Genomic DNA, 23,196 nt, shown 5'->3' on the forward strand with positions numbered 1-23,196 from the left:
GCCGGATCGGCGGCCGTCGCTGTGCTTCCCGGGAGTTCTTCGGGGGCGCGCGAACCCCACTTCGGTCGGTGGCCGAGCGTCGACAGCGGCCCGAGTCGGCCAATCGTCACCGCACGCTTCCCACCTTCGATTAGCATGTCTGCGCAGCGAGAAGGGGGAACGTGTGTCGGGCACGCTGAAGTACGCCAGCGACGAGCTGGCAGATCTCGGGTCGCACCTGGAGCAACTGGCGGGGGACCTGCGCACGGACGGCCGACTGGCCCACGTCGACAAGTACGACGTCGCGGAGACAGCCGTCATCGATGCGCTCGGCAGTTTTGCCGACGACTGGGAGAACAAGCGCGAGGAGCTCGCCAACAACGTGGAGTCCGTCGGGAACCTCGCCAGCGAGGCGGCGCGCACCTTCGGCGAGGCCGACCGGGACCTGGCCCGGAAGGCCGCCGAGATCTTCGAGCAGGGCTCCTCGTGAGCAGCCGATCCGCGGACTGGAGCGTCGTCCACCAGGCCAGCGACCCGGTCCCGGCAGACGAGTGGGACGTCAAGCGCGTCGCCGGCCAGTACCGCGACCGCGGCGAGGACCTGGGATCCAGCCGCAGCACGCTGCAGCGGCTGAGCCAGCTGAGCGGGTGGACGGGGGAGGCCGCCGAGGAGTTCGCCAAGAAGGCCGCCGACCGTGTCGACGACCTCGGCAAGGCCGCCGACAAGTATCTCCAGGTGGCCGACGCCCTCACGACGTACGCCGGCCACGTGGGCACCGCCCGCACCGACACCTGGGACGGCCTGCAGCGTGCGCTCGATGCCGAGGAGCAGCGACGACGGCTCGACCAGGATCCCCTCGAGGGAGTCGCCGAGCCCACCCCCGAGCAGCTCGTGGCCCGGAGTGCGCAGTGGGACCGACGCGACGACGCCGAGTCGGCCCGGCGCAGGGCAGCCCAGGACGTGGAGGACGCCGTCGAGAGGCTTCGGCAGCGGGCCTCCGAGTGCGCGGACGACATCAAGGAGGCGTCGGAGAAGTTCAGCGACGGTTGGTTCGACCACGTCAAGGGCTGGGTCCGTGACCATGCCGACCTCATCAGGATGATCGTCGACGTGCTGAAGTGGGTCGCGCTGGCCGTCGCGGCCATCGGCATCGTCGTGGCGCTCTTCTTCACCGCACCCCTGTGGATCACAGCGCTCATCGTGGGCGTGGGCGTCGCCCTCGCGGCAGCGATCCTGGCCGGGGATGCCTTGCTGCTCAGCGTCGGCGAGGCCACGTGGGGCGACATCGCGTGGGACACCGCGGGGCTGCTGCTCGCCGCCGTCGGAGGCCGGGCCACGATCCGGGCTGCCCAGGCACTTCCGGGCACGCTGAGCCGCGCCCGGGACGTCGTGGTCGTCGCCCAGCGGGCGCAGGCGGTGCGCAGTCTGCCGAGGCACGTGCGGTGGTTCTCCCGCATCAACCCGGCGCGCAGCGGCCTGTTGGGCGGCCTGCGCAACTACGCCCAGGCGCGACACCTCAATGCGGTCGACGATGCCGTGACGCGGGTGGACCAGATGTTGCGGGTCGACCCGTCCGTCTGGGCGAGGCTGCGGGTCCTGGACAGCGGGGCGGCGACGGCACTGGAGAAGATCCGCGTGATGCGCAGCTTCCGGGTGCCCGCGGCCGCGGCCTACCTCGACGAGGCGGCAGCCAACGTCCGGAGACTCACCTACGTCAACTGGGCGGGTTTCGCGACCGGTGCCGATGCGGCCCTGGGCCGGGCGACCGGAGTCTCCCCGGCTGACGTGCCGAAGCAGCTGGTCGACGAGATCGTGGACGAGGCCTCCGACCTGCGCTGGCGCCTGTCCGCGATCCGGTGATGCGGCGCCCCCTCCTGGTCCCGGGCGTGTGCGGCGGGACGGCCATCGCGGACGCGCGTGAGACGCGGGTGCGCTGTGACGGCCAGGGTGCCGTCGTGCTGCACGCCGCCGACACCGGCAAGGACGAGGTACTGGCGCCTCCCGGAGCCGTGGCACGAGTCGTCCAGGTCGAACCCGGCGATCTCGGACGGGCCTTCCGACGCTCTTTCCGCGGCTTGGTCGCCCTGATGCCCGGAGAGGGGAGTACGCCGCTCGCGGTGTTCGACCCACGTCACTGGGTGCCGCACGCCGAGACCCTGGAGGGCAAGGACCTCCGGATCGCCAGCGGCATCGAGCCGCTCGCCCAGGCGCTCGGCCTGACCGTCGAGGCGGCCTCCCCCGACGAGGCAGGCGCCGTCCGTCGCGCCGGGCGGCGCGGCGTGACCCGGCCTCGCCCCCGTGTCGCGGGCCAGACCGAGGACGCCCTGCTGGTCCTCGCCGTGGTGGTCACGTTCCTCGGCATGCCACTCGCCGACAGCTGGCTCAGCCTGCCCTTCACCCTGCTCGGATTCATGCTCGCGACACCGATCGTGCTCCGGTTCCATGCACGACGCCGCGCATTCCACCGTCTCGTCACCACCCCACCCGAGGCGGAGGGGCGCCAGGTCGTGACGTCGGGCCTCACCCGGGAATGGGCCGGGCTGGCGCAGGCGCAGCTCCAGATCGGCCACGACTACATCGTGCTGCACGCGCGTGGACAGGAGGTCTGGACGCCCGGCCCGGCCCTGGGTGGCGCTGACCGCTGCGTGATCGACGGAGACCAGCACCTCGTGTTCCTGGACGCCTCCGATCGCACGTTGTGCCGTGTCGACGCCCGCGTGTTCGACCACGATCAGGTGCGAGCCGGCTGCACCCGGGCAGGACTGGCGTTCGAGACGACGCCGCTTGCCGCCGGGGCACCGGCGGTGCCGCACGCGGCACTCGAGCGCGTGGTCGACCACGCGCGGTTGTCGGAGGTCGAGTCCGGCAGCACGACGATGGTCACGCCACCGATGGCGCTCGGCGCCACCGCCATCCTGCTGGCCGGTTCGCTGCTCGCGCTGCAGCTCACGCTCGTGGCACTGGTCCCGGCCGCTCTCGCGCTCGCACTGCTCGGCACAGTGCTGCACGCCTGGCGGCTGCTCGCGGGGTGGCAGTCGGGTGACAGGGCGCGCCGCCTGCCGACGGCCACCATTGACGAAGGGACACCCTGACACCATGGACGACCTCTACGTGGACGGGCTCTCGACCTGGGTCCCCCTGGACCTCGACGCCCCCGCGTCCGACAACGCGGAGCAGCTCATGCAGCACTTCGGGACGGACGAGGCCACCGCCACCGCGGCGGCCGGCATCGGCGGCATCGCCGCGCAGCTGGGCCAGGACGACACCGACGGCACGGTCACGCTCGCCGCCTGGGTGCGAACCCTGAGCGACGACGAGCTGATCCCACTCGAGATCGCGGCACTTCGCGGGGTCGCCCACGCCGGGGACGACGTGTCCGAGCTGGCCGAGCTCCTGGCGGCTGGAGACCCGCCCCATGGATCGACGGAGCGCGGTGAGATCGACACGGCGTCGGGTCCTGCCCACACCCTTCGCTGGCGATCGGTCGTCACAGGCACGGTGGATCGCGAGATCCACGAGGACAACGCCGTCGTGTGGCTGCGTCCCGATCGCGGTTATGCCGTCGTCCTGTCGTGCCACAGTGTCGATCTCGTGTCCGCCGTCAGCCTGCCGGGTGCCCTTCACCAGCTCGCAGCGGGGGTGCACGGCTTGTGACCCAGGGCAGCGATGCGGTCAGGGCGGAGACCCGCAGCACCACCGTCCGGACGCCGGACGGCCGAGGCTGGTCCCTGGTGATCCCGAAGGGCTGGTCGAGCCTCACCACGGACGAGCGGAGCCGGGGCGCCCAGATCAAGAGGCTGCTCGACCGGCGCTTGGCCGGCGTGTCGCGGGACGCGGTGGCCACGGCCCGCCATCAGATCGCCCAGGCACTCGAGGAGCAGCTCGCGAAGGCTGCGGAGCAGGGGGCTCAGCAGCTGCACGTGCAGACCGAGCCGATGCGCGGCGTACCCATCTCGGCGTCTCTGGTCGTGACCGTCGTGGACAACATCCAGGACAGCTCGTTCCCGGCTGCCATAGAGCGGGCGCTCGGCAGCTCAGAGGGGGTGCTCGACCACGGCCCGTCCCAGGCCGGTCCCTACGCCTCGCTGCGTCGGGTCCGTCGGGTGCAGTCCCAGGACGCCGGGACCGACGGGCAGCGCCGATGGGAGACGTGTGTCGACCACGTCATCGAGGTCAGCGACACCGACCTGCTCGTCCTCACGTTCGCGACCACCACCGACCAGGTCTCCGGCCCCCTGGTCCTGCTGTTCGACGCCATCGCCGACTCGCTGCAGCCCGCACCCGAAGAGTCCGGTGGTTGTCCTGACTCACCGGCTGCTCCTCGGGTAACCTGACGCCGGTGCGGCGTGGTGCTGACGCAGCCGCGCCGGACCGACACTCGGAGCACTTACCGCAAGGGGGACCCACCGTGGCCAATGTGAACGTGACCTACGAAGAGATGAAGAGCCAGGCGACCAAGCTCGCCGCCGGCCGTCAGGAGATCGAGAGCAAGCTCAACGAGCTCAAGGGGCAGGTCGACAGCCTGGTGTCGGGTGGCTTCGTCACCGACTCGGCCTCGGCCGCCTTCCAGTCCTCCTACGACGAGTTCAGCAAGGGGGCCTCTCAGACCATCGAGGGCCTCGACGGCATGGGCAACTACCTGAACAAGGCCGCCGAGGCCTTCCAGAGCGTCGACTCCGAGCTCGCCTCGGCGCTCAAGGGCTGAGCGCCTCCAGCACGCACGAGGAAGGGCCGCTGCCGTGAGGCAGCGGCCCTTCCTGCGTCGGCACCTCAGAGCAGCGTGGCCACCTGTCGCAGCGCCCCGTCCCCCTGGTGCAGCCAACCTGTTCCCGCCTGCGTCGGCCGGCCGATCAGCTGCCGGGTCAAGCGCGTGCCGATGAGATCTCCGTCGCCGAGCTCCTGCGGGGAGAGCAGCAGGCCCTGCCGGCTCTTCCGGGCATCGACCTGCCAGCCGGAGAATCCGGAGCACAGCCCGTCGCGGTGTCCGCCGAGCAGGAGGAAGACCGACTCGAGCTGACCCCGAGCAGCACGCTGGAAGAAGTCGTTTCCCCCTGACTCCCGCAGCGCCTCCCCGTCATCCACGACCAGGAGCACCGGACCCCTGGCAGCGGCCAGCAGGGCGTCGTACTGATCGGGCGGCGCGGCGACGTCCGTGACCACGCCGAGCACACCCTTCTCGCCGGCGAGGTCCTGCAGCGGACTGGAGCGCGGCGCCACCGCGAGCACCTGACCACCGGTGCGCAGGAAGCCGCGGGCCGCCGCCACAAGGATCGAGCTGCGGCCCGAACGGTTGGGACCGGCGACGACGAACGCCGGGTTGCGCTGGTCGGCGACGAAGAGCGTCAGCTCGTCACCGCCCACGCCGACCGGCACCAGGGGCTCCTGCGGCGCGGCCGCCAGGCCGAGGGCGAGCTCCAGAGTCGCACGGGCCGGCAGGACGTCCACCCGGAACGGCCGTACATCGGTGGACGCGGACGCCCGGGACTCCTCGGCGAGCGTCTGCAGGACCGCCGCCTGTGCCTGGCCGGAGTCGTCCGCAGCCAGGAGGGCGACCTGGGTCTCGCGGGGTCCGGTGGCGAAGCCCCGCCCCGCGGGGACCCGGTCCGGCATCTGCCGCGGCGACAGGCCCACCAACCCGTAGTCGCTGCGGTCGGCGAACCGGAGGGTGAGCTTGTTCTCGCTCATCGAGACCACCCGGGAGTTGTTGGCCATCGTCCGGTCACCCGTGAGCACCGCGTGGACGCCCACGCTGGCGCCCTCCCGCAGGATCCGCAGGATCGCGTTCAGCACGTCGTCGCTCTCCCCCAAGGTCGGGACGAAACCCTCCCAGCGGTCGAGCATCAGCACCAGGTGTGGCAACGGCTCGGATGCGTCCCGGCGCTGTTCCCGGATGTCGGCGTACCCGGCGCCCGCGAGCAGGCCCTGCCGGCGATCCATCTCGGATGTGATCCGGTTCAGCAGCCGGTGCGCCCGCTCCCCCTCCGTGCGGTTCACCACGGCACCACAGTGCGGCAGCGCGGCCAGGGGGTGGAGCGCACCGTTGCCGCAGTCGAGCGCATAGAGGTGCACGTCGGCAGGGTCGGTCAGCCGGGCGATGGATCCGGCCAACGTACGCAGGACCTGGGAGCGGCCGCTCTTTGCCGAGCCGAAGACCAGCAGGTGTCCCTCGCCATCGAGGTCGAGGGACGCGGTCTCCTGCCGCTGGTCGTCCGGCAGGTCGCGCAGTCCGTACGGCAGGGGCGGGACCACGCCCCGAACCGCCTTCCCAGCCACGATCTCCTCCCAGAGAAGGCGTTCTGGGAGCGCGTCGAGCCACGGGCTGCGCTGCTCGCCGACCTGCTCGGCGTCGGCGGCGCCCGCAACGGCCTCCACCAGCGCGGCAAGGTCAGTGTCGGAGACCTCCTCCTGGGCGCGGGTGACTGGCTGGGGCGGCCGGTAGCCGAGCGAGTGCCAGCCCACCGGCGCCAGGAACGGCGGCGCCACGTCGGTCGCCACGACGCCCGGCCGTCGGCCACCCACCCGGCCTGCCTGGAAGGCCACGAGCGCGCCGGCACCGAGGCGGGCATACCCGCGGCCGGGGGCACTCTTGGGGATCCGGGCCGCGTCCGGGCTCTCGAGCACGTCGGCGCTGTCGGCGGTGTCGGCGACACGCAACGCGATCCGCATGTTCGTGTTCGCGCGGATCTCCGGCGAGACCGACCCGCTGGGCCGCTGCGTGGCGAGGATCAGGTGGATGCCCAGGCTCCGCCCGAGCTGGGCGATGCTGACCAGCCCGGTCACGAACTCCGGCAGGTCCTTCACCAGCTGTGCGAACTCGTCGATGACCAGGAGCAGCCGCGGCAGCGGCGCCCGACCGGTCTCCTTGGACTGCAGCAGCTGGTAGTCCTCGATGTCCTTGACCTTGGCCTCGTCGAGGAACCGTTGCCGCCACTTCAGCTCGGCATTGAGGGAGGCCAGCGCCCGCTCGACGAGGTGCTTGTCGAGGTTGGTCACGTTGCCGACCGTGTGGGGGAGGTGGACGCAGTCCTTGAACGCCGCGTTGCCCTTGTAGTCGATCAGCACGAGGTTGAGGTGGTCGGGCCGGTTCGCCACCGCGAGCGAGGCGATCATCGTCTGCAGCAGCTCGGTCTTGCCAGAGCCGGTCATGCCGGCAATGAGTCCGTGCGGTCCGTCGCCGGCGAGGTCGAGCGAGAAGGGGCCCTGCAGCCCGATCCCGAGCGTCATCGTGGTGCTGCGTGGCTGGGCCCGCCACCGTCCTCGCACGGCGTCCTCGCTCGGCGGCTCCAAGCCGACCACGTCCAGCAACCGGGCGCTGTCGGGGAGGGACTCCCCCTGCGTGGTCGCGCCGACGTCACGCAGCGGGGAGAGCTCGCGGGCCAGCTGTTCGCACCAGGGTGCCGACACCGCGTCCAGGAGCACCGACGGGAGACGGGCCGCGCCGCTACGACGCAAGGCACCGTACGACGGCTGCCCGGCGTCGACGACCAGAGTGGCGGTTGCCCGCTCCGGCAGCGAGCGCTCGTCGTCACTGGTGCACACGGCGTACACGCCCACGAGCGGGCCCTCCTCGAGGACCTGCGCGAGACCGATTGTGCCGCGCAGCTCGCGGTACCCGTGCACGAGCACGACGTGTGCGGGGAAGCTCTCGGCCACGATCCGGTTGGAGCCGCGGGCGGCCTCCTGGCGGGCCTTGATCATCGCGGTCAGCACCGCTACCTGCGCGGCGACGGTGTCGGGGTCGTTGCCGACCATCGCGAGGCATGCGTCGGTGGTCTCCGGGCGCAGGTGCGGGAGCCAGCGCAGCCAGCCCCACTCGGCACCACCGCGGCTGGTCACGAACGAGAGGCTCAGGTCGCGCGGCGCGTGGTAGGTCGCGAGCTGACTGATCACCCATCGCAGCGAATCGTCGACCTGCGCGTCGGGCCCGGCGATCCCCACCACCTTCGACTGGGTGAGCGAGACACCGACCGGAATCGCGTGCAGCCGGTGGTCCGAGCCGTCGTCGGCACCCGTGACCTGCACCGTGGACGGGACGTCACTGGTGCCGAACCGCAGCGCGTACGCGTCGTCGTCGTGACGCCGTCGTTCCCACAGCCGCTGGCCCGGCAGCAGCGCGGTCACCAGGGTGGCTGCGGGGTCGGGCAGCTCGTCGCGCAGCCGGTGCGACTCCGAGCGCAGGGCCTGGTCGAGCGCCTGCTGGGCGGCCTCGAGATCCTGGTCGTACTGCGCGACCGCGTCCCGGTGCTCCTTGGCGTCGCCTCGTCGCTGCGAGAGGAAGTTGGCGCCCATCATGATCGGGCTCATCAGGGCGAACATCAGGAAGAACGGATTCCAGACGATGGCCATCACCGTGCCGAAGATCAGCGGCGCGACCATGGCGATCACGGGCAGCCGACGTCCCTTGCGCTTCTCCGGAGCCTCCGGCACCACGACGTGCGGCGTCACGTGGAGTGCCTGGATCCGCGGTGGGCGGAGGAAGTTCAGCCAGCCGGGCTCCGCGGGCTCCACGGTGGCCCCCGGGACGTCGGCGGAGCGCAGCAGCAACAGCGAGTCGCCGGCCGCCACCAAGTCGCCGACCGCCCAGGTCTCCGGCTCGTCGGCGGTCAGCTCCCGGCCTTCCATCCGGGACCCGTTGCTGGACCCGAGGTCGGTGATCGACACCTCGTCGGCGGTCACCTCGACGCGTAGGTGCCGACGGGAGAGTGAGTGGTCGGACCAGCTGATCACTCCGCTGCGGCCGATCTCGTGCGTTCCGACCGGCAGCGCGAACACCCGGCCCGCGTCGGGGCCGCCCACGACGTGCAGCTGCAGTCCCGTGCACGGCACGGGCGGGCTCGCAGTCCCGGCATCGCCGATCCCGACCCGCATGCCGTCTCGCAGCCCCAGGTCGCCGACCGGGCCGTCGTGGGACGACACGTGGGCGACCCCGAGCTTCGGCGGGATCACGAGATCGTCTCCGCCCCCTCCGTGCGTCTGCAGTGCCGACACGAGCTCCCGGCCCGAGAGTGCGTCGTCGCACTCGACCAGGATGTCGGAGGCGCCCAGCGGACCCTCCAGGGTGACGGTGATGCGCATCGGTCAGCCTCCCAGGGACGAGATGGTGAACGGAGAGCTCTCGACGTCGAAGTTGCCGACGTCCGCGCCGATCCGACAGTCCTCGGTGGGGCGGAGTACCGAGACCGCGCGTTGCCGGCTGATCGACAGCGCACCCCCGCAGGACTCGTCGAGCGAGACGCCCTCGAGGCCACCGGCCACCTGGTCGAGCAGCCCTGAGGACTGGCCGGTCGAGCTGTCGTAGAGCAGGGTGATGCTGTCGTCCGGCCCGCTGACCCACACCGGCCGGAGGACGACCCGCAGGTTGCGCGTGCGGACGGTGACGCCCGCCGGCACATCGACACGTACGTCGGCCAGCCGCTGCACCGGGTAGGCCGAAGGCTGCACGCTGGCCCCGCCGAGTGCCTCGGCGGTCAGACCGGCGGCGCGCTCGAGCCACGTCGAGACCGCCTCGGGGTCGTCCCCGAGGTCGAGGTCGACGACGGCGGTGACCTCCCAGGAGCTCTGCGCCGGGATGGTCGGCGCCTGGATCGCGTAGGCGCAGGCCGTGAGGATTCCCGTGGTGCGACCGATGTTCGACGGCTGCGGGGCACCCTGCCAGTCCACGGCCGGGCACTGCTGGGTGTCGTCGGCCGCTGGGACGACCTCGAGGAAGGGGCCGGTCAGCGCGGCCTTCTGGGTCGCGTAGCGCACGGTCAGCCGGAGCGTTCGGCTGGCGGGGTCGAAGGCGACCTCCCGGGTCACCGTGAGCCCGCTCGGTCGGGCGTCGTCGGCCTGGACGGCCGTCGTGGCCACGGCACCCTTCCCGGGGGCTTCCGGCGGCGCAGCGGCGCCGCCGTCTCGCGACTGCGCGAACGCGACTCCCCCACTGATCAGTCCCAGCAGGACCACAGCAACGGTGAGCCACACCAGCCACGGTCTGCGCACCGGCGTCGCGTCGACGGCGGCTCCCGGGGTGAGCACGGGAGCCTGGTGCTCGGGTGCTGCGCGGCCCACGGACGTCACACCCTCGTCCGGCGCATCGGCCGGCCCCCAGGCCCGGACCTGGCCCGTACCGGCGAGCGGAGCCGACGCGACGGGGGCTGCGTGGAGGTTCGTGACACCGGGGTCGAGGGCAGCCGGACGCTCCTGGACGTGGATCGGCTCGGACCGCTCGCCCGTGCCGCCGGAGGTTGCCCAGGTCTCCGGATGGCCCTGCACCGGAAGCCGCGGTCGGTCGAGGACCGCGTCCGGGAGATCGCGGAGCGTCCGGGCGGTACCGGCGGCAGTGAGCCGGACGCGTGGGTCCTTGTCGAGCATCGTCCCCAGCACGTGCCACAGGCGGTCGTCGACCGGCAGTCGAGGCGGCTCGGCCATGACGTGCCGGTGCCCGACGGTGTGGGCCGTGCCCGGTCCGGCGAACGGGGTACGCCCACCGAGCAGCTCGTAGAGCAGGATGCCGGCGGCGTACACGTCGGAGGCAGCGCTGAACTGGCCGTGGAGGAAGAGCTCCGGCGGCATGTAGCCCGGGGTGCCGAGAAGCCCGGTCGCCATGACGGTGGACTCCTGGGCGAGCTTGGCGATGCTGAAGTCGGACAACTTGACCGCGCCCGGGTCCGCCAGGAGCGCACCGTCGAGCAGGACGTTGTCGGGCTTGACGTCGCGGTGCAGGCAGCCCTGGGAGTGCGCCTCGGCGAGCGCATCGAGCACGGCCCCCACCACGACGACCGCATCGCGTCCGGTCATCGTGCCGTCGGCCCTGAGACGGCCACGCACATCACCACCGTCGACCAGGTCCATCAGGATGCCGAGCCGGTCACCCTCCACCACCAGGTCGTGCACCCGCACGATGTTCGGGTGGCGCAGCCCCATGAGGATCGAGCGCTCCTGGATGAAGCGGGTGACGATCTCGGTGTCGCGCGCGAACTCCGAGCGCAGCACCTTCGCTGCCCGCTCCTGGCCGGTCTCCCGGTCCCGCGCTCGCCACACCTCGCCCATGGCGCCGGTGCCGAGCAGGTCGAGCAGCTCGTAGCGACTTCCGAGGGGTCGTGGGGGCGTGGGGCTCATCGAGCGCTCATCCGGATCGCGTCGGCACCGCAAACCAGAACACGGTGCCGGGGTCGGCTACCGGTCGCACGCCCGGGTCCTGGGTGGTCGCGTTGAGCTCGACCACTGCGTCGGTCGGGAGAGCTGCGGCGGAGGAGAAGTCGAGCTCCGGGCCGGCCAGGCCGTCGCCGGAGTCGACCTGAAGTCCGTCGAGGGAGACGAGGACGTCGGGCGCCGAGACCGACCCGGCGTCGAGGGCTGCGGTCACCAGCGCGACGACCGCGTCGTGGCTGCGGGTGTCCGCGCCGGCGGCGACCTCGCTGAACGGCAGCGAGTCGGTGAGGTCCCGTGCCTGGTCGTCCTGGCTGAGCAGTCGCAGGGCGGCGAAGTAGGACGCGACTGACTCGGCGCGTGGGCCGGCGGTCAGCGTCGCGGTGTCCGCTGAGTCCACCCCCACGGTGAGGAACCGCGCGGACGTGGTGCCGGCGGTCTCCTGGAGCTTGTCGGCGAACACCGGGCTGAGCGCCTCGGGGGTCAGCACCAGTGGCAGGTCGCCGACGGCGCCCTGCAGACGGCTGACGACCCGCGCCTGGCTGCCGGCGGACGCGGCAATGACGGCGCTGTCGATCGCGCCGGCCCGCCGGGCCCGACGGATCCGGGCGACGAGAACGTCATCGCTGTCGCGTCCGGAGAGGAAGGACTGCTGGGGGGGATCGATGCCCGGAGCGAGGACGCCGTCGGCGGAGACCAGGAACGGCTTCGACAGGTCGTGGGACCGCATGACGCCTGCCAGCGCCGAGCCGACTGCGTCGGCCGAGGGACCGGTGAGGTAGGTCCCGTCCGGCAGCTCGTCGCCGACCCGCAGGTAGGGAAGCAGGACGGCTGTCTCGGCTGCCGCCGCGTCGCCCAGCGCGGGGAGCAGGTGGTCCCCGGTGCTGGCCGCCACGATGCCGGCGACACCGCTGTCGACGAGCTGCGCCACGGCTGCCCGCGCGCCGCGCTCAGTGCCGCCGTCGTCGACGACGTCGAGCTCCACGCGCTGGTCGCCGAGTCCGAGACGGAACGCCGCGACCTGGGCGCCCTCGGCGCCGGGCAGCGCGTCCGCGCCCTGGCCGGGGACCGCGCTCAGGGTCGTGATGACCCCGATCCGAATCGGCTCGGCCGTGGGTGTCTCGACGGACAGCTCCACCGGGGACGACACGACCGGTCGCCCGGTGTCGGTGCGCTCCTCCTCTCCCGAGGAGCAACCGGCCAGGATCAGGCCGCTGATGAAGAGCACGGTGGTGACGACTCCACGCACGTCAGTCCTCCCCCAGCCGGAAGGCGAACACTGTCAGGTGGCTGCTGCCCTCGGGCAGGTCGAGGCCGAAGGCCGGCGCTGCCTCGAGCAGCTCGAGAGACCGGGCGAGCTGGGCCTGCTGCAGGAACACGTCGCCCAGCGCGGTGCTGCGGACTCCGGCGAACTCCGAGGCGGTCCGGTTGGCCCGGACGACGCTGTCGGCGGCGGTGCCGGTGTCGGCCGACCCCTTGACCAGCGCACCGAGCAGCCCCGTGCCGTCGTTGCTCCGGTCGCCGAGATCGAGCAGCACGTCGCTGAGATCGGCAAGCAGAGCTCGCTCCGAGGCCACCAGGTTCCGGTTCGCGTCGTTGACGGTGCCTTCGATCTGCCGGACGGCCTTGGTGACCCTGCGGTCCAGCGAAGCCGCGAGCTGCTTCTGCTCCCGGTCCAGGGTGCGTTGCTGGGTGGTCACGGACTTCTTGCCCTGGGTCCTGATCGAGGTGATCGAGTCGTCGAGGGCCGTGGAGAGGGTGCCGACCAGGTCGTCGACGTCGAGCTCGGCCCGGGCCCTGGCGTCGTCGATGTCGTCTGCCTGGTCGTCAAGGACGCCGGCGGTGTCCCTCAGCAGGGCCTCACCCTGGGTGAAGTATCCCAGGATCTGATCGTCGAGACCGTCCTGGTTGCACTGCAGTGCCCGATAGTTGCGCACGAGCAGCTCGAGGGGCTCGAACGGGTTGACCTCACCCTCCACGGGCAGCGCCGGCAGGTCGTCACAGTCCCAGTCGGGCACCGGCCCGGTCGAGAGGGCATCCACCGCGGCCTGCAGGGCCGCGACCTTGTCGCGCTGGGGCTGCTGGTCCCCCAACAGGTCCGAGACATTCGTCTGGAGGTCGTCGACGGTGCCCAGCAGCTCCGTGAACGCCCGTGCGTTGTCGCTGCCCGCGCTCATGTCCGAACCTGCCACGACCTCGGCCAGCGCGGACTGGCTGGCTGAGATCCGGTCGCGCACGTCTTGGGGGAAGCCCGTCGGCGCGGCCTCCACCTCGGCGCACGTCCTGCCGACCAGGAGGACGCTCGCCCGGTCGAGCACCAGCTTCTGCGCGTCGTCCGCGCCGGCATGGATGGAGCACACCGTCTCGGCCGCCGCCGTCACCTGAGACGTGGCGTTGTCGACGTCGTCCCCTCCCAGAGCGGACTGTGCCGCTTCGGCCCGGTCGTTGACCTGCCGGAGGGTGCCCTGCAGCCCGTCCGCCGCGGTCAGGGCGGCCTCGAGCTCCCCGAGCATCGCCAGCATGGCCTCCAGGGTGCGTCGTGCCGAGTCACCGCCGATGCCTCCGAGGCCACGGGCCCTCTCCCTGATCAGCGAGACCCTGTCCTGCAGGCCGGTCATGCCGACGCCAAGACCGCCGAGCAGGTTGCCGTCGAACCGGTCGGCCAGGTCCTGGCCGTCCGCCACCAGCTGGTCGGCCTGTCCGCCGAGCTCGGACTGAGTCTTGCGCAGGGTGCCGATGACGGTGTCGTCGACGGCCGTGTCACCTGCGGTGCCGATCGCCTCGGCCAGTCCGTCCTTGATCCGCTGCCGGCAGTCACCGGTCGCGGACCTGATGGACCGAAGCTGTGCGGCGATGGCGACCATCTGCTCGCTGATGCTGCCCGACGTGCGCAGCCGCGATCGGCCTGCGGTGCACTTGACCGGCTTGGCGGTCGGCGCCGCGTCGAACGCCGCCGGATCGCCCAGGAGCTTCTTCATCGACGAGACGGTCTCGCGGAACTGACGGACGGTCTCCGCGTTGGCCGTGCTCATCTCGCCGGCCATCTGGCCGTTGAGGGAGGACAGGTCTCCCGCCAGGCCGGTGAGCGAGGAGGAGACAAGTGCGGCGCTGGACTCGAGCTCGCCGATGGTCTTCTGGCCGAGCTGGTCGGCCGAGGCCCCGAGGACGCCCTGGATCTGGGCCAGCACGCCGCTGGCGCCGGTGAGGATCGTGTTGACGTTCCCGACTAGCTCGATGGTCGCGGACTCCAGCTTCAGCGTCGAGCTCGGATCGTCGGCGAAGGCCGCCTCCAGCAGCCGCTCAACCGAGGTGTCGGTCACCAAGCCGGGCTGCACGGAGACGTCGAATCGCGGCACCTGGAAGTCCGTGGTGTCCTGCACGAGTCGGAAGGTGGCACTGGCACCGAGGCGGGGCGGGGCGAGCAGGGCTGCCCACTGCACGTCGGCCGTCCCTTCGGCGCCACCGCCCACGACGCCGTTGGTGACGGCGTCGGGACGGACGTCGTCGGAGGTGACGATGCTGCCCAGGGAGTCCTCGCCCAGCCGGGCGGACGCCACCACCGTCATGGGGGTCGCGACCAGCGCGTTGTGCTCCTGCTGAACCCCGCTGACGTCGTAGGTGAGACGTTCCGGCCTTGCGGTGATGTTCTGGACGGTGACGTCGACGACAACCCGGCCGGACTCACCCTCGATGTCACTCAGGTCCGTGCCGACGCGGTCCCCCAGCCGGTAGCTCGAGAGGATCCTGACCGGGAGCTCCTCGGAGTGTTCGTTCGGGTCCAGCACGGTGGTCTCACCCGACAGTTCCTGACCCTCCCCGGCACGGACCGTGGTGCTGGAGATGTCACCGATGGAGGAGTCGGCGCCCAGCGAGACCGAGACCGACTGCAGCACCTTCTCCGGTGCCGCGGCGGCGGGCGTGGCCACGCCGGCTGCGAGGGCGGCCACGAGGGCCAGGACGACAGTGGCCGGAAGCACCCTGCGGACAGAGATCTCCCGGACGACGATGTTCGACATGCGTGCTGAGCCCCCGTTGGATCGTGGGCTGGTCGTCACCGCCAGCCCGCACCTGTGCGTCCCGTTACGCGACAGGCCACGCGTACTCTAACCGGCCCCGCGCGACAGTGTGACGGTGCCGGGAAAATCGCCTCACCGTCCGACCAGCCGGGCGTCAGCCGTCAGGCGTGGCCGTCGAACATCGAGGTGACCGAGCCGTCCTCGAAGACCTCGCGGATCGCCCGCGACACCAGCGGCGCGATCGACAGGCAGGTCAGCTTGTCGAAGTGCCGGTCCTCGGCCAGCGGCAGCGTGTTCGTCACCACGACCTCCGTCGCGGGGCTGTTCTTGAGCCGGTCGACGGCCGGGTCGGAGAGGATCGCGTGGGTCGCGGCGATGACCACGCCTGCCGCGCCGTCGGCCATGATCGCCTCGGCAGCCTTCACGATCGTGCCGCCGGTGTCGATCATGTCGTCGACGAGCACGCAGATCCGGCCCTTGACGTCGCCGACCACCCGGTTCGCGACCGTCTCGTTGGGACGGTCGGTGCGGCGGGACTTGTGGATGAAGGCCAGCGGCGCGCCGCCGAGCCGGGCCGACCAGCGCTCGGCCACCTTGATCCGGCCGGCGTCCGGGGAGACCACGGCGAGCTGCTCGCCGCCGTACTTGCCCTTGACGTAGTCGGCGAGGATCGGCAGCGCCATCAGGTGGTCGACGGGGCCGTCGAAGAAGCCCTGGATCTGGTCGGCGTGCAGGTCGACGGTGATCAGCCGGTCGGCGCCGGCGGTCTTGAACAGGTCGGCCATGAGTCGCGCCGAGATCGGCTCGCGGCCGCGGTGCTTCTTGTCCTGGCGCGCGTAGCCGTAGAACGGCATCACCACCGTGATCCGCTTGGCCGAGGCCCGCTTGAGGGCGTCGACCATGATCAGGTGCTCCATGATCCACTCGTTGATCGGAGCGGTGTGGCTCTGGATCACGAACGCGTCGCAGCCGCGGACCGACTCCTCGTAGCGGACGTAGATCTCGGAGTTGGCGAACTCGTACGCCGACTGCGGGACCAGGCCGGTGCCGAGCAGCTCGGTCACCTCGACGGCCAGGTCGGGGTGCGCCCGACCACTGAAGACCATGAGGTTCTTCTCCGTGGTCCGCTTCATTCCGCTCACGGCGGGGCTCCTCGTGGTGGTGCGTCGGCTGCGTGGCTCGCTACTGCAGATTGTGCCTGCCGGGTCCCCCTCCCGCGAATCCGGGTCACGTGTCCTGAGACGACCCGTCCCCCGCCCCGCCCGGGTCCCGGGCGGCCCGCCGCCGGGCCCAGTCGTCGATGTTGCGCTGCGGGCCGCTGGAGACCGCCAGCGCCCCCGGGGGTACGTCGCGGCGCACGGTGGTGCCGCCGCCGGTCATGGCGTCGTCCCCGATCTCGACCGGGGCGATGAAGGTGTTGTTCGAGCCGGTGCGCGCGCGGTCACCGACCCGGGTGCGGTGCTTCCGGGTGCCGTCGTAGTTGGCGAAGATCGTGCCGGCCCCGATGTTGGTGCCGTCGCCGATCTCGGCGTCGCCGACGTAGGAGAGGTGCGGGACCTTGGAGCCGACCCCGATCCGGGCGTTCTTGGTCTCCACGAAGGCACCGATCTTGCCGCCCTCGCCGAGCCGGGTCCCGGGTCGCAGGTAGGAGAACGGCCCGACCGTGGCGCCCGCCCCGATCACGGCCAGCTGCCCGTGCGAGCGCACCACCCGGGCGCCGGTGCCGACCTCGCAGTCCTGGAGGGTGGTGTCCGGGCCGACGACGGCGTCCTCGGCGACCACGGTCGCGCCGAGCAGCTGCACACCGGGCAGCAGGGTGACGTCCGGCTCGAGGACCACGTCGGCGTCCACCCAGGTGCTGGCGGGGTCCATCACGGTGACCCCGGCCCTCATCCACCGGGTGAGGATCCGGCGGTTCATCTCCCGGCCGAGCTCGGCCAGCTGGGCCCGGTCGTTGGCGCCCTCGGTCTGCACGACGTCGTCCAGCGGGTGCGCGCCGACGGTCATCCCCGACTCTCGGGCGATGCCCACGGCGTCGGTGAGGTAGTACTCGCCGCTGGCGTTGTCGTTGCCGATCCGCTCCAGCGCCTCGAGCAGGAAGCCGGCCTCGAAGGCCAGGATCCCGGAGTTGATCTCCCCGATCTCGCGCTCGGCGGGCGAGGCGTCCTTCTCCTCGACGATCCCCTCCACGTCGCCCTCGCCGTTGCGCACGATCCGGCCGTACCCGCGCGGCTGCGGCACCACCCCGGACAGGATGCTCACCGCCCGCTGCGCCGCCTCGTGCTCCTCGGCGAACGCCCGCAGGCTCTCGCCCTCGAGCAAGGGAGTGTCGCCCGTGACCACGACCACGGTGCCCTCCAGCGGCGTACCGAGGGACTCCACCGCCACCCGCACCGCGTGGCCGGTGCCGTCCTGGGTCTCCTGGACGGCGAGCACCACGTCCGGGAGCAGCTCCTGGATGTGCGGAGCGACCTGCTCGCGCTGGGTGCCGACCACGGCCACCACCCGCTGTGGCTCCATGGCCCGCACCGCGGTCAGCACATGGCCGATCATGGAGCGGCCGCACACCGGATGCAGGACCTTCATGGTCTTCGACTTCATCCGGGTGCCGCCACCCGCGGCGAGCACGATCACTGTGAGGTTGTCCATGCTCCCCGGGTAGGAGTCGAACCTACGTCGCTTGTCCTGATTCAAAGTCAGGCGGGCCCTGCCGGCAGACCAACCGGGGAAAGTTTCCGTCCGACACCATACGGCCGATGCCGCTACGGTGTCGGACGTGGACCTGCCTGTGATGCCGCCGGTGCAGCCGATGCTGGCCAAGCCGGTGAAGGGGATCCCCGATCCCGGCAAGCACGGCGGGCTCTCGTTCGAGCCGAAGTGGGACGGCTTCCGCTGCCTGCTGTTCAAGGACGGCGACGAGGTGGAGCTGGCCTCCCGCAACACCAAGCCGCTGACCCGCTACTTCCCCGAGGTGGTGGCCGCGGCGCGCGAGCAGCTACCGGCCCGGTGCGTCCTGGACGGCGAGCTGTTCGTGGCGCTCGGGTCGCCGGGCGCCGCCCGGCTGGAGTTCGAGGTCCTCCAGGAGCGGATCCACCCGGCCGAGTCCCGGATCACGATGCTCGCCGAGAAGACTCCTGCGTCGTACGTCGCCTTCGACCTGCTCGCGCTCGGCGACGACGCCCTCCTGTACCGGCCGTTCTCGGAGCGCCGCGCCGCGCTGGAGGAGGCCCTGGCCGGGCTGGCCGGGGCCGGCGGGCCCTGCCACCTGACCCGCACCACCACGGACCCCGACGAGGCCGGTCAGTGGTTCACGCGCTTCGAGGGCGCCGGGCTGGACGGCGTGATCGCCAAGCCGCTCGGGGCGACGTACCAGCCGAACGCCCGCACCATGCTCAAGATCAAGCACACCCGCACCGCCGACGTCGTGCTCTGCGGCTACCGGGAGCACAAGACCTCCACCCCCGAGCAGCCGCTGCTCGGGTCGATGCTGCTCGGCCTGTACGCCGACGGGGCGCTGCAGCACGTCGGGGTCTCGGCCTCGTTCACCGCGGCCCGTCGGGCGGAGCTCCTCGCGGAGCTGCAGCCGCTCGTGTGCGCGATCGAGGACCACCCCTGGGGGAGCTGGCTGGGCTCGGAGGAGTGGGCGATCGCGAACCCGGACCGGGTGCCGGGCACCCAGAGCCGGTGGAGCCAGGGCAAGGACCTCTCGTTCACGCCGCTGCGGCCCGAGCGGGTGCTCGAGGTGGGCTACGACCACATGGAGGGCCGGCGGTTCCGGCACACGGCGCAGTTCAAGCGGTGGCGTCCGGACCGGGACCCGGCGTCGTGCGACTACGGGCAGCTGGAGGAGCCGGTGGGGTACGACCTTGCCGAGGTACTGGGCGGTTGAGGGAGCCGAGGTACTCGGCGGTTGAGGGAGCCGAGGTACTCGGCGGCAGACACGGAACGCGCCTAGAATCGAACCAACGAGCGGAGGTCGCAGTGAGCGGATACGACGTGGTGCTGCTGGTGGAGCAGGCGCTGTCACCGGAGGACGCCCGACAGGTGTGCGACCTGCACGAGGAGCTGCGCGACGAGGGCGAGACCGTGGGCTACCACGTGCTGCTCCCGGTGGAGGACGCCGCCGCCCGGGTCGAGGCGGCCATGGGCTCGTTGGCCGCGGGCGAGGTGATGGCCTCCCCCGCCATGGCGCTGGCGGACATCGACCTGGCGGAGGTCCGCCGCGAGTGCCTCGAGCGCTCCCAGCGCGACCTGGCGCTCACCCTCGAGCGGCTGCACGCCGCGGGCGGAACGGCGACCGGGACCGTGGTCCACGAGCACCCCATCGACGCGCTCGCCGCGGCGGTCGCCGAGCTCGACGGGCGCGAGGCGATCATCCTGACCCGGCCGCACGTGGTCGCTGAGTTCTTCCACGTCGACTGGACCTCCCGGGCGCGCCGCAGGATCGGCGTGCCCTGCCTGCACCTGCTCGAGCACGAGACGCTCGAGGAGCAGGCCGGTGGCGGCGAGGGCGTCAGCGGTCTCTGAGCAGCCGGGACGACGGCGTGGGTGACGGGGGGCGCACGGCCTTCGTGCTGGGCGGCGGCGGCCTGCTCGGCGCCGTCGAGATCGGCATGCTGCGTGCGCTGTTCGAGCACGACGTCCGACCCGACCTGGTCCTCGGCACCTCGGTCGGCGCGCTGAACGGGCTGGTCGTGGCGGCCGACCCCACCCCGGCGGCGGTGGAGTCCCTCGAGGAGCTCTGGCGCTCGGCCGCCGAGAGCCGGGACATCTACGCCGACAGCGCGCTGCGCCAGGTGCGTCGCGCCCTCGCCACCGGCACCCACCTGCAGTCGGCGACGCCGCTGCGGCGCCGGCTCGAGGAGCGCTTCGGCGGCACCGGCTTCGCCGACCTCGAGGTCGAGTTCCAGTGCTGTGCGGCCAGCATCGAGCGCGCCGCCGAGCACTGGTTCACCGACGGCCCCGTGGTGGACGCGGTGATGGCCAGCGCCGCGGTCCCCGGCCTGCTGCCGCCGGCCCGGGTCGGCGACGAGCACTACCTCGACGGCGGGATCGTGAACTCGATCCCGGTCGGGCGGGCCGCCGCGCACGGCGCCACCCGGATCTTCGTGCTGCAGGTCGGTCGGGTGGACCGTCCCCTGGCCGTGCCGCGCCGCCCGTGGGAGGTGGCCAGGGTGTCCTTCGAGATCGCCCGGCGGCACCGGTTCACCCGGGAGCTGGCCGAGCTCCCCGAGGGGGTGGTCACCCACGTCCTGCCCGCCGCCGGGTCGGCCCGCGACGACAACCCCCTGGCCTACCGGGACTTCAGCCGGGTCCGGCCCCGCATCGAGGCCGCCCACGAGGCCAGCCTGCGATACCTCGAGGAGCACCTGTGACCCCGGCCGCGGCCGCCGTACGCCGGGTGCTGCTGGCCCCGGTCGTGCTGGGGCTGACCGCCTTCCTCTGGGTGACCGCACCGCTCTGGCTGATCGGCACCGGGGTCGCCTCCGCCTTCGTCCCCGGCTGGCTGCGGCCGCTGCGGCTCGGGTGGCTGCTGATCGTGCACCTGACGCTCGAGAGCCTGATCCTCGTCGAGCTGTTCGGCCTCTGGATCGCGAGCGGGTTCGGCCTGCTCCTGCGACGGCCGTTCTTCGAGCGGATCCACTACGACATCGCCCAGGCCTACCTGGTCGTGTTCTTCCGCGAGTCCCGCCGGGTGCTGCGGCTGAAGGTGGAGACGGTCGGGCCGACGCCGGACGCGTTCCCGGGCCACCCGCTCGTGGTGTGCTGCCGGCACGCCGGCCCCGGCGACTCGTTCACGCTGATGTACGCGCTCATGCACTGGTACCACCGCGAGCCCCGGGTCGTGCTCAAGGAGACGCTCGCGTGGGAGCCGATGGTCGGCGTCCTCCTGCACCGCCTGCCGAGCCGCTTCATCAGCCCCTCGCCGCGGCCGGGTCACGACGTCGAGTCGGAGATCGCCTCGATGGCCCGCGACCTCGACGACAACGACGCGTTCGTGATCTTCCCCGAGGGCGGCAACTTCACCCCGGCCCGCCGGGAGCGGTCGATCGCCCGGCTGCGCCGCCTCGGCCTCGACGGCATGGCCGACCGCGCCGAGCGCATGCGGCACGTGCTGGCGCCCCGCCCGGGCGGGGTGGTGGCGGCCCTGGACGCCGCGCCGGAGGCCGACGTGCTGCTGGTGGCGCACACGGGGCTCGACCACGTGCTCACCGTCCGGGACGTGTGGACCTCGCTGCCGATGGACAAGCGGATCGTGATGCGGTGGTGGCGGGTGCCGCGCTCGGAGATCCCCGCGGACCGCGAGGCCCGCATCGAGTGGCTCTTCGACTGGTGGGACCGGATCGACGCCTGGGTGGAGGAGCACCGGCCGACCGACCTGCCGCCACGGTTCCGCCAGGCCGCCGGCAGCGGCCGCGAGCGCTGAGCCCGCTCAGCGCGTCGGGTGGGCACCGCCCAGCTCGACCACGATGTCGAGGTGACCGGCGTGCCGGGCGTACTCGGTCACCACGTGGAAGCAGATCCACTCCAGCGTCGGTGGGTCCTCGGCGAACCGGCCGCCGGGAGCGGCGGGGGTGTCCAGCGGGACGTCGCGGAGCACGGCCCGGGTCCGCTCCCCGACCGCGGCCAGCCGGTCGGCCAGCTCCTCGGCGGTGACGTCGTCGGCGACCTGCCACCGGGCCGCCTCGCCGGCCTCGTGCTCCCAGGGCTCCTCGACCGTCCAGTCGCCCCACGGTCGGTCGACCGGCTCCCCCAGGAAGCCCCACACGAACCAGCGGCGCTCCATGTGCAGCACGTGGGAGAGCAGCTCGATCGGCGTCCAGCCGGACGGCACCAGCGCCCGGCGTTGCTGGTCCTCCGGCAGGGCGAGCACCGCGGCGGTGAGATCCGCGCGGAGCCAGTCGAGGTACGCCGACCAGCGGGCCGCACCGGCCGGCCCGCGCTTCGGGGGCTCCTCGGGGTGGCGCGCCGCCCGCTGGTCCTCGGTCACGACTCGATCCGGTTGCCCTCGGCGTCCCAGTGAGACTCGACCTTCTTGCTCGGCTGCACCCGCGGCGGCTCGCCGGGCATCTTCGGGTAGTCCGGCGGGAACGGCATCTCACCACCGGGGAGCTCCTCCCACAGGCGCAGCAGCGGGTCGAGGGAGTGGGCCACGTCGTCGATGCCGGCCCACGGGTCGCCGTCCTTCAGCCGGTCCGGGACCGTGAACAGGTTGAGCTCGCGCGGGTCGCCCAGCGCGGACAGCTCCGACCAGGACAGCGGCGTCGAGACCGGGGCCCCAGGCTGGGGGCGCAGCGAGTAGGCGGAGGCGATGGTCCGGTCGCGGTTGTTCTGGTTGAAGTCCACGAAGATCCGCGCCCCCCGCTCCTCCTTCCACCACTCCATCGTCACCCCGTCGTCGCGGCGGGCCAGCTCGCGCCCGAAGCCGATCGCGGCGTGCCGCAGGTCGGTGAACTCCCAGCGCGGCTCGATCCGGACGTAGACGTGCACGCCCCGGTTGCCGCTGGTCTTGACGAAGCCGGTGATCCCCTGCTCCTCGAGCAGCTCGCGGGCCACCCCGGCGACGCGCACCGCGTCCGCGAAGGAGGTCCCCGGCTGCGGGTCCAGGTCGATCCGCAGCTCGTCGGGGTGGTCGACGTCGTCGCGGCGGACGGGCCACGGGTGGAAGGTCAGCGTCCCCATGTGCGCGCACCAGACGGGGACCGCGATCTCGGTCGGGCAGATCTCCTCGGCGGTGCGGCCGGAGGGGAAGGTCACCTCGGCGGTCTCGAGGTAGTCCGGAGCCCCCTTGGGCACCCGCTTCTGGTAGAACGCCTCGGCCTTCTCGCCCGGGCGGCCGGTGCCGAGCGTGATCCCGGGCAGCACGCCCGACGGCCAGCGCTCGAGGGCCGTCGGCCGGTCCCGCAGCGCGCGCATCAGGCCGTCGCCGACGGAGGCGACGTACTGGGCGACCATGAGCTTGGTGACCTCGGGCGTGCGCTCGGTCGCCGGGTAGATCACCCGGTCCGGGCTGGAGACGCGCACCGCGCGCCCGCCCGCGTCGACCTCCGCGGCTGGTGGCTTGGCCATG

18 protein-coding genes and 1 tRNA gene are annotated in these 23,196 nt (G+C 72.1%); 10 read left to right on the forward strand and 9 right to left on the reverse strand.

Annotated elements, in window-relative coordinates; all coding sequences use genetic code 11:
* Window positions 1-163: 163 nt before the first annotated feature.
* The 6 genes from IE331_RS12770 (at window position 164) to IE331_RS12795 (ending at window position 4,684) form a co-directional block, all read left to right on the forward strand.
* On the forward strand, window positions 164-469 hold the full coding sequence (locus IE331_RS12770; RefSeq protein WP_192143790.1) for a hypothetical protein: 306 nt from the start codon (window positions 164-166) through the stop codon (window positions 467-469).
* Window positions 466-1,839 (forward strand): hypothetical protein, encoded by a 1,374-nt coding sequence (locus IE331_RS12775; protein WP_192143791.1) that lies wholly within the window; start codon window positions 466-468, stop codon window positions 1,837-1,839. Before IE331_RS12770 ends, IE331_RS12775 begins: the two co-directional genes overlap by 4 nt.
* Window positions 1,840-1,934: 95 nt before the next feature.
* The gene (locus tag IE331_RS12780; protein ID WP_192143792.1) at window positions 1,935-3,071 is read left to right on the forward strand and encodes a hypothetical protein; all 1,137 of its coding nucleotides are present in this window, start codon (window positions 1,935-1,937) and stop codon (window positions 3,069-3,071) included.
* 4 nt (window positions 3,072-3,075) lie between these two features.
* Window positions 3,076-3,633, forward strand: coding sequence for a hypothetical protein (locus IE331_RS12785; RefSeq protein ID WP_192143793.1), 558 nt, complete (start codon window positions 3,076-3,078; stop codon window positions 3,631-3,633).
* A gap of 77 nt (window positions 3,634-3,710) precedes the next feature.
* Entirely contained in the window at window positions 3,711-4,313 is a 603-nt protein-coding gene (locus IE331_RS12790) for a hypothetical protein (protein ID WP_192143794.1), read from the forward strand.
* An 89-nt stretch (window positions 4,314-4,402) separates the two neighbouring features.
* Entirely contained in the window at window positions 4,403-4,684 is a 282-nt protein-coding gene (locus tag IE331_RS12795; protein WP_201931758.1) for a WXG100 family type VII secretion target, read from the forward strand.
* Between the two features lie 65 nt (window positions 4,685-4,749).
* Here the strand turns inward: IE331_RS12795 and IE331_RS12800 are convergent, their stop codons facing one another.
* The 7 genes from IE331_RS12800 to IE331_RS12830 form a co-directional block, all read right to left on the reverse strand.
* Window positions 4,750-9,054 carry an FtsK/SpoIIIE domain-containing protein gene (locus IE331_RS12800; protein ID WP_192143796.1) on the reverse strand — a complete coding sequence of 1,435 codons (4,305 nt, stop codon included), beginning with the start codon at window positions 9,052-9,054 and terminating at the stop codon, window positions 4,750-4,752.
* Window positions 9,055-9,057: 3 nt separating this feature from the next.
* Window positions 9,058-11,079: a serine/threonine-protein kinase gene (locus IE331_RS12805; protein ID WP_192143797.1), complete on the reverse strand. Its 2,022-nt coding sequence runs from the start codon at window positions 11,077-11,079 to the stop codon at window positions 9,058-9,060.
* A gap of 7 nt (window positions 11,080-11,086) precedes the next feature.
* A complete protein-coding gene (locus IE331_RS12810; protein ID WP_192143798.1) occupies window positions 11,087-12,358 on the reverse strand; it encodes an ABC transporter substrate-binding protein in 1,272 nt (423 codons plus the stop codon).
* 1 nt (window position 12,359) lies between these two features.
* On the reverse strand, window positions 12,360-15,125 hold the full coding sequence (locus IE331_RS12815; protein WP_192143799.1) for a hypothetical protein: 2,766 nt from the start codon (window positions 15,123-15,125) through the stop codon (window positions 12,360-12,362).
* Between the two features lie 161 nt (window positions 15,126-15,286).
* On the reverse strand, window positions 15,287-16,267 hold the full coding sequence (locus IE331_RS12820; protein WP_201931759.1) for a ribose-phosphate diphosphokinase: 981 nt from the start codon (window positions 16,265-16,267) through the stop codon (window positions 15,287-15,289).
* Window positions 16,268-16,352: 85 nt separating this feature from the next.
* Entirely contained in the window at window positions 16,353-17,774 is a 1,422-nt protein-coding gene (gene glmU, locus IE331_RS12825) for a bifunctional UDP-N-acetylglucosamine diphosphorylase/glucosamine-1-phosphate N-acetyltransferase GlmU (protein WP_192143800.1), read from the reverse strand.
* Window position 17,775: 1 nt separating this feature from the next.
* A tRNA-Gln gene (locus tag IE331_RS12830) sits at window positions 17,776-17,854 on the reverse strand.
* Between the two features lie 47 nt (window positions 17,855-17,901).
* Here IE331_RS12830 and IE331_RS12835 point away from each other — a divergent pair.
* From IE331_RS12835 to IE331_RS12850, 4 genes are all read left to right on the forward strand, one after another.
* On the forward strand, window positions 17,902-19,014 hold the full coding sequence (locus tag IE331_RS12835) for an ATP-dependent DNA ligase (RefSeq protein WP_192143801.1): 1,113 nt from the start codon (window positions 17,902-17,904) through the stop codon (window positions 19,012-19,014).
* A gap of 92 nt (window positions 19,015-19,106) precedes the next feature.
* Window positions 19,107-19,652, forward strand: coding sequence for a hypothetical protein (locus IE331_RS12840; protein WP_192143802.1), 546 nt, complete (start codon window positions 19,107-19,109; stop codon window positions 19,650-19,652).
* A 17-nt stretch (window positions 19,653-19,669) separates the two neighbouring features.
* Window positions 19,670-20,500, forward strand: coding sequence for a patatin-like phospholipase family protein (locus IE331_RS12845; RefSeq protein ID WP_201931760.1), 831 nt, complete (start codon window positions 19,670-19,672; stop codon window positions 20,498-20,500).
* Window positions 20,497-21,552: a 1-acyl-sn-glycerol-3-phosphate acyltransferase gene (locus tag IE331_RS12850; RefSeq protein WP_192143803.1), complete on the forward strand. Its 1,056-nt coding sequence runs from the start codon at window positions 20,497-20,499 to the stop codon at window positions 21,550-21,552. The genes IE331_RS12845 and IE331_RS12850 overlap by 4 nt, the downstream gene beginning before the upstream one ends.
* Before the next feature lie 6 nt (window positions 21,553-21,558).
* Here the strand turns inward: IE331_RS12850 and IE331_RS12855 are convergent, their stop codons facing one another.
* Together IE331_RS12855 and IE331_RS12860 are read right to left on the reverse strand one after the other, a co-directional pair.
* Entirely contained in the window at window positions 21,559-22,116 is a 558-nt protein-coding gene (locus IE331_RS12855; RefSeq protein ID WP_192143804.1) for a mycothiol transferase, read from the reverse strand.
* On the reverse strand, window positions 22,113-23,195 hold the full coding sequence (locus IE331_RS12860; protein ID WP_192143805.1) for a DNA polymerase domain-containing protein: 1,083 nt from the start codon (window positions 23,193-23,195) through the stop codon (window positions 22,113-22,115). The genes IE331_RS12855 and IE331_RS12860 overlap by 4 nt, the downstream gene beginning before the upstream one ends.
* Between the last annotated feature and the right edge of the window lies 1 nt (window position 23,196).

The organism is Nocardioides donggukensis (genome assembly GCF_014842875.1).
Taxonomy (GTDB): domain Bacteria; phylum Actinomycetota; class Actinomycetes; order Propionibacteriales; family Nocardioidaceae; genus Nocardioides; species Nocardioides donggukensis.

Coding starts and splice junctions, on each gene's coding strand:
- IE331_RS12785 (WP_192143793.1), top strand. CDS start 3,076: ATGGACGACCTCTACGTGGACGGGCTCTCGACCTGGGTCCCCCTGGAC.
- IE331_RS12800 (WP_192143796.1), bottom strand. CDS start 9,054: ATGCGCATCACCGTCACCCTGGAGGGTCCGCTGGGCGCCTCCGACATC.
- IE331_RS12805 (WP_192143797.1), bottom strand. CDS start 11,079: ATGAGCCCCACGCCCCCACGACCCCTCGGAAGTCGCTACGAGCTGCTC.
- IE331_RS12815 (WP_192143799.1), bottom strand. CDS start 15,125: ATGTCGAACATCGTCGTCCGGGAGATCTCTGTCCGCAGGGTGCTTCCG.
- glmU (WP_192143800.1), bottom strand. CDS start 17,774: ATGGACAACCTCACAGTGATCGTGCTCGCCGCGGGTGGCGGCACCCGG.
- IE331_RS12860 (WP_192143805.1), bottom strand. CDS start 23,195: ATGGCCAAGCCACCAGCCGCGGAGGTCGACGCGGGCGGGCGCGCGGTG.